Source organism: Actinophytocola sp. (genome assembly GCF_045807065.1).
GTDB lineage: Bacteria > Actinomycetota > Actinomycetes > Mycobacteriales > Pseudonocardiaceae > Actinophytocola.
This window is the reverse complement of sequence record NZ_JBJMIE010000203.1, coordinates 1-6236: the sequence shown is the minus strand read 5'-3', so window position 1 is coordinate 6236 and position 6236 is coordinate 1. Positions and strand designations below refer to the sequence as shown.

The 6236-nt window shown below is 68.9% G+C and carries 7 protein-coding genes; 4 read left to right on the top strand and 3 right to left on the bottom strand.

From position 1 onward, the window contains the following. The 4 genes from ACJ73U_RS11845 to ACJ73U_RS11830 all read left to right on the top strand — a co-directional run. A partial coding sequence (locus ACJ73U_RS11845; protein WP_407777626.1) for a 3-oxoacyl-[acyl-carrier-protein] synthase III C-terminal domain-containing protein occupies positions 1–543 on the top strand: 543 nt, incomplete at its 5' end. Between the two features lie 176 nt (positions 544–719). Beyond that, the gene (locus tag ACJ73U_RS11840; protein ID WP_407777625.1) at positions 720–854 is read left to right on the top strand and encodes a hypothetical protein; all 135 of its coding nucleotides are present in this window, start codon (positions 720–722) and stop codon (positions 852–854) included. Positions 855–1356: 502 nt separating this feature from the next. Beyond that, complete coding sequence (locus tag ACJ73U_RS11835) at positions 1357–2952, top strand: hypothetical protein (protein WP_407777624.1); 1596 nt, start codon at positions 1357–1359, stop codon at positions 2950–2952. A 361-nt stretch (positions 2953–3313) separates the two neighbouring features. Next, complete coding sequence (locus tag ACJ73U_RS11830; protein WP_407777623.1) at positions 3314–3856, top strand: polyketide cyclase; 543 nt, start codon at positions 3314–3316, stop codon at positions 3854–3856. 77 nt (positions 3857–3933) lie between these two features. On the opposite strand, the gene ACJ73U_RS11825 is transcribed toward ACJ73U_RS11830, so the two are convergent. The 3 genes from ACJ73U_RS11825 to ACJ73U_RS11815 all read right to left on the bottom strand — a co-directional run. Further along, a complete protein-coding gene (locus tag ACJ73U_RS11825) occupies positions 3934–4338 on the bottom strand; it encodes a cupin domain-containing protein (RefSeq protein ID WP_407777622.1) in 405 nt (134 codons plus the stop codon). A 23-nt stretch (positions 4339–4361) separates the two neighbouring features. Then, the gene (locus tag ACJ73U_RS11820) at positions 4362–5384 is read right to left on the bottom strand and encodes a zinc-dependent alcohol dehydrogenase family protein (protein WP_407777621.1); all 1023 of its coding nucleotides are present in this window, start codon (positions 5382–5384) and stop codon (positions 4362–4364) included. A gap of 17 nt (positions 5385–5401) precedes the next feature. Beyond that, positions 5402–6236, bottom strand: an 835-nt coding sequence (locus ACJ73U_RS11815; RefSeq protein WP_407777620.1) for a carboxymuconolactone decarboxylase family protein, incomplete at its 5' end; no start/stop codon positions are given.

Genomic DNA, 6236 nt, shown 5'->3' with positions numbered 1-6236 from the left:
GGCACCGGCGGTGCGGACGCGCTCGCGCTCGTCGTCGCCGGCGAGCAGGTCTTCACCCTCGACGAGACGCTGCGGCCGGAGGCGCGGATCTTCGGCGAGGCATCCGCCGCCTGCCTGGTGTCCGCGGACGGCCCACGCGATCGGGTACTGAGCTACGCGACGCTGCAACGCGGCGATCTCGACCACTGGGCGACCGACCGCCCGGACCCTTCGGAGCGCTTCGCCAAGGAGTACACGGTGTTGGTGGCCGAGGTGATCAGCGCGGCCGCCGAGCGGGCCGGGCTGCGCGTCGACGAGCTCCGGCTGATCCTGCCGCACAACGTGAACGTGCGCTCGTGGCGGAAGGTGTGCCGGCAGCTCGACCTGCCGGCGACGTCCGTGCTGTTGGACAACGTGCCCCTGATCGGCCACACGTTCGCCGCGGACCCCTTCCTGAACTACCGCACCGCCGTCGACAGCGGACTGCTGAGAACGGGCGACCGCTACCTCATGGCCGCGGCCGCATACGGCGCGACGTTCTCGGCGATGGTCGTCGAACACTGAGCGACGTTCTTCGCCGAGAATGATGACGGAACGTGAGAAATCCACTTGGGACACCTGTTGGCACCAACGGCCGCACGCCGTTCGGCGCAATACGTCGGAGCGAATGCAGCTTGCGACGGGGAGAGGGACTCTGGATAATTTTTCTGTATTACTTCCGGAGGAAGGAGACCCTGAACATGGGCAAATTTGGTGGCAGTGAGCTGGAGCAAGCCTCTTTTGGCGGCGGCGAAGCCGGGCGCGCTTTCGGCGGTGGCGAAGCCGAGCGTACTTTCGGCGGCGGCGAAATCGAGGCCGGGGCCGGCGTCAGCTAGTTGAGAACCAGTGGGCCCGTGCCGCGGTTGTCCGCGGCACGGGCCCACTGCCGTCGCGAGGAACGAGCCGAAGCACCACGGCACGGCACCCGCACGCCGCGCCGGTACCAGCACCGAGACGGTCCCCCGCGGTAACGCAGGGTCGCGAGCCGCGGCGTTAGGCACACCGGACTGTCCGCCGGCAGCACGCGGTGCATGATGGATCGATGCGGACAATTCGGACTAATAGCCCCGATCAGTGGGTACTGGAGAATTGAGCGGACCCCCAGGGGGTTTTCCCTACCTCTCGGTTTTTTGGTTGAAACCACCGCATTCGCACTGGTTGCCGCTTGATCGACGACTCAGTGTCCACAATACCTAGGTAGGTTTGACGGTGGTCTCCCGAGGACTGTCGTAATAGTTTGTTGTAGTACCTCAACGAAGCGGGTTGGTCGGTTCTTGCCGTGCACATGGAACTGTCCACGCAACCACCGCTTCGGTTTCCCTGCGGAGGTTGTTTATCGTGACTGACACCGCCCCCACCGAGCGTAATTCAGGTTGCCCGGTCGCGCACAATCGAAACGTAGAAAGCAAGCCGAGTTACCTGGCCTCCGACATTCTGAAGAAACCCCTCTCCCGTCGCTCCGCGCTGCGCCGCGCCGGCGCGTTCGTCGGTGCCCTCGGCACGCTCAACCTCGTCGGCGAGCTGACCTGGCAACCGGAGCGGGTGGCCTGGGCGGACCCCGGCGCGCTGGCATTTCCCGACGTGCAGTTCGACCTCTCGCCGTTCATGCCGCCGGCACAGACCATCGACGGCATCCAGGTTTCCATGCCGCCGATCCAGACCGTGTTCGTCACCGCCCGGCTCGCCCGCGCCCCCTCGAAGGCCGACCAGGGGCGCATGGAGTCGGCGCTGCTCAACATCGAGGCGAACTACCCGTACTCGCCCGCGGGCGTGATGACCCACGTGTCCTACAGCGACAACTACTTCGGCCGGCTGCCGGCCGCGGTCGTGAACGCGAACATGCCGCAGACCGTGGCGTTCCAGGGACTGCCCGGTGGCCAGCAGGTGCTCAAACGCGCGGTGCCCGGCCCCACCGACGTGGCCTCGGGCAACCGGACTCTGGAACTGCGCCGCCCCGAGTTCAACGTGGCGGTGCGCATGGAGAGCAACGACATCCTGTTCACCATCCGCAGCGACGACTCCTCACGGATCGCCGACGTGGTGGCCTGGCTGGGCGGCAGCAACCGGATGCTGAGCCGCACGCAGCCGTCTCCGGTGTTCGACGCCGGCATGACCATCACCTCGACCAGGGCCATGTTCGTGCAGCAGGGTCTGCCGAGGAACATCGCGGCCACGCAAGGCCTGCCGTTCGCGGACTTCGTGAACCCGTTCTCCCCCATGTGGATGGGGTTCGCCGACCAGCAGGTGGACGCGAGCGCCCCGGCGCAGAACGTGACGTTCGTGGGCGGCGGCGGGATCAAGCTCACCAACGCCGCGGCCGGCAGCTACTTCGACAACGGCGCCATCCAGCACCTGTCACACGTTCTCCTTGACCTGCAACAGTTCTACGTGAACGGCAACGATCCGGACGACCCGAACCCCGACCACCGCGAGCCGTTCAGCGAGCGCCTCCAGTACATGTTCGAGTCCCCGGTCCAGGTGACCGAGGACGCGACGGACCCGTTCCGCGACGGCGGTGGTCCGCGCAACCTCAGCCGGCGCGGCGCGTTCCTGCGCAACCAGTTCCGCGGCGCCAACTACGCGGTCACCAGCGCGCAGCAGTTCCAGCGCATCGGGCACGTCTCACAGCTGCACCGGTCCGGCCGCACCTCCGACGGCCGACCCATCCACCTGCGCATCGACGGCCCCGGCTTCGACGCGATGGACACCACCACCGGCCGCAACACGCCGAAGCTGCAGTTCTCCGGCTTCTTCCCCAGCTCGGACTTCTTCTCCACACTACGTCGCAACCAGGCCAGCCTCGACCTGCTCGACCAGTTCGCCCTCGACGAGGAGGACCACGGCCTGGAGCGCTTCATCACCACCACCCGGCGCCAGAACTTCCTGATCCCGCCCCGGCGCCACCGCGGCTTCCCACTCATCGAACTGACCTGACCGCACCACCCGCGTGGGGCGCGCGGGCCGGCTCCTGCACCGGCCCGCGCCGCCCTGAGGACCGACCGGGCGGCCTGGGCCGTGCCGAGCAGGCGAGAAACCTGCTCGGCACCGCCCTGGGGAGAGAACTCGGTCCCGTGGATCTCCGTGCGAGGACGGCACTCGATCAGCAGATACCGCGGCGAAACGTGACGGCGCCGAGCCACAGTCCTCCCCGCTGACCGCACCTTCGCCGGAACGCGACCCACACAGCGCATCGCACCGTGCTTTCTTTTCGCGGTGGTGTCGAATGGCGGCGAGGTCGTTCGTAGTCAGGGTGAGAGGCCGGCAAGGGGTCGGTCGCCACCTGTCGGAGGCCACGATGTCCGTCACCACCACCATCGCCACCCCCGCGTCCGCGAAGGCCCGGTCCACGGGCGACGAGGAGAAGGTGAGCGCCACCCTGACTGTCGCCGTCCCCGTCGCGCGGGTGTTCGCGGTGTTGGCGGACCCGACGACCCATGCCGCGATCGACGGGACCGGTTGGGTTCAGGAGTCCGTCGACCGGGCGCCGCTGGCCGAGGTGGGGCAGATCTTCCGGATGGACATGTACCACGCCGACCACCCGGTCGGTGACTACCGGGTGGTCAACAAGGTCCAAGTGCTCGACGCGCCGCGCGTCATCGGCTGGCTGACGGGGCAGGAGAAGGGCGACGGCCAGCTGGAGTTCGGCGGCTGGATCTGGCGTTACGACCTGGCGCCGCTCGGTTCGTCCGGGACCGAGGTCACGCTCACCTATGACTGGTCCGCGGTGCCGCGGTTCATCCGCGAGCGCGGCATCCAGTTCCCGCCGTTCGGCCCCGACCACCTCATCAACTCACTCCACCACCTGGCCGAGCTTGCCGCGCGAGGGCGCCGGTCCTGAACGGCTGCCGGCTGCCTGACCACCGCCTCGCCGAGGACGGCCAGGAGCAGCGCTGAAACCGATTTCGCCGGGCCTGTTCAGCCGGTGTGGGCGGTGGCGTACTGCTCGTCGGTGACGGGTTCGAGCCAGGTGGTGCCGTCGCTGTCCTCGGTGGCTTCGAGCATGGCGATATGGCACATGACGGTGCTGTCGGTGCCGCCGTGCCAGTGTTCCTCGCCGGGCGGGGTCCAGACGGTGTCGCCGGCGCGCATGCGGATGACCTGGCCCTCGCGGTTGGCGACGTAGCCGACGCCTTCGGTGACGTGGAGGGTCTGCCCGTTGGCGTGGGAGTGCCAGTTGGTGCGTGCGCCGGGGGTGAAGCGGACCAGGGAGGCCACCAGGCGTGACGGCGGTTCGGGTGTCTTGATCATCGTGAGGTAGACGTCGCCGGTGAACCTGGCCGCTGGGGCCTTGGCGGTGTCCTTCACGGGGATGAGTTCCACGGGTTTCTCCAGGGAAGAAAGTGTCAGGGGCGCAGCAGCGTCTTGATGGCGCGGCGTTCGTCCATGGCCTGGTAGCCCTCGGCGACCTGGTCGAGGGGGAGTTCGAGGTCGAAGACCTTGCCGGGGTCGATGGTGCCGCGCCAGATGCGGTCGATGAGATCGGGCAGGAACCGGCGGACCGGGGCGGGGCCGCCGAGCAGGCGGACGTGGGAGAAGAACAGTTCTTCACCCGGCAGAGTGACGTCGTGGGCGACGCCGACGTAGCCCATCGAGCCGCCGGGGCGGGTGGAGCGGATGGCCTGCATCATGGACTCCTGGGTGCCGACGGCCTCGATGACCGAGTGCGCGCCCAGTCCACCGGTGAGCTCCTTGACCGCGGCCACGCCGTCGTCGCCGCGTTCGGTGACGATGTCGGTGGCGCCGAACTCGGTGGCCAGTTTCTGCCGGGACTCGTGGCGGCTCATCGCGATGATCCGCTCCGCGCCCAGCTCCCGCGCGGCGAGCACGCCGAGGAGACCGACCGCGCCGTCACCGACGACCGCCACGGTCTTGCCCGGTCCGACGTCGGCGGCGACGGCGCCGAACCAGCCGGTGCCCAGCACGTCGGAGGCGGCGAGCAGGCTCGGCACCAGGTCGTCGGAGGGAACCTCCGGGGTGGCGACCAGGGTGCCGTCGGCGAGGGGGACCCGCAGGTACTCGGCCTGGGCGCCCTCCGAGCCGACCGGCTGGCGGTGCACGCACGAGGTCTGGAACCCGGCCCGGCAGATCTCGCAGGTGTTGTCGGAGGCGAAGAAGGAGCCGACGACGAACTGGCCGGGCCTGATGCCGGTGACCTCGCCGCCGACCTCCTCGACGATGCCGACGTACTCGTGGCCAATCGGCGCGGGCCCCGACACGGCTTCGATGCCGCGGTAGGGCCACAGGTCCGACCCGCAGACGCAGGTGGCGGACATGCGGATGACCGCGTCGGTGGGTTCCTGGATGGTGGGGTCGGCGCGCTCCTCGAAGCGAACGTCGCCGGGGGCGTGGATGACTGCTCCGCGCATGGTGGTGTTTCTCCTTGTCAGTGGGTGAAGACCTGCTTGGCGACCGCCATGGCGGACATTGCCCGGGGCCAGCCGGCGTAGAACGCGAGGTGGGTGATGGCTTCGACCAGCTCGGCCTCGGTGTTGCCGTTCTTCCTCGCGAGGTCGAGGTGGAAGACCAGCTGCTCGGTGTTGCCGTTGGTGGCCAGGGCGGCGACGGTGACCAGGCTGCGCTCCTTGGGGGTCAGCCCGGTGCGCTGCCAGACCTCGCCGAACAGCACGTCGTCGGTGAGGCGCACGAGTGCGGGCGCGAAGTCGCCCAACATCTTCTGGGCGCCGGAGGGCTCCGCCTGTCCGTTGTGGTCGGTCATGGACATGTCCTCTCTTGCTGGTCCGCACGTGGTTCTCGCGGCGGGTGCACAGGCCCGCGACACCGGGGAGTACAGGGCCCGGCCGAGGAGGTTGGTGCCGAGGATGTCGAGGCGGCCGTTGCGGACGAACGCGGCGGTGGTGGTCATGCTGTCGAGGATCTGCTGCACGACCGGCCGAACCCGGTGCTGCGGACGCCGGCGCTGCGGTGCGCCCGTGTGGGGGCGGCCGGCGGCGTTGGCCGTGCGAGCGAGGTCGAACAGGTAGACACGCTCGGCCTCGTCGAGCTGCAGGGCGCCCGCGACGGCGTCCAGGACACTGTCGGACACGCCGGCGAGGTTGCCCTTCTCCAGCCGCGTGTAGTAGTCGGCGGACACACCCGCGAGCAACGCGACCTCCTCGCGGCGCAGGCCGGGGACCCGGCGGTTACCGCCGTAGATGGTCAGCCCTGCCTGGTCGGGGGTGATCTTGGCCCGGCGGGTGACGAGGAAGTCGCGGGCCTCG

Excerpts from the sequence above, each read along its gene's own strand:
- ACJ73U_RS11840 (WP_407777625.1), top strand. The coding sequence starts at position 720 with ATGGGCAAATTTGGTGGCAGTGAGCTGGAGCAAGCCTCTTTTGGCGGC.
- ACJ73U_RS11830 (WP_407777623.1), top strand. The coding sequence starts at position 3,314 with ATGTCCGTCACCACCACCATCGCCACCCCCGCGTCCGCGAAGGCCCGG.
- ACJ73U_RS11820 (WP_407777621.1), bottom strand. The coding sequence starts at position 5,384 with ATGCGCGGAGCAGTCATCCACGCCCCCGGCGACGTTCGCTTCGAGGAG.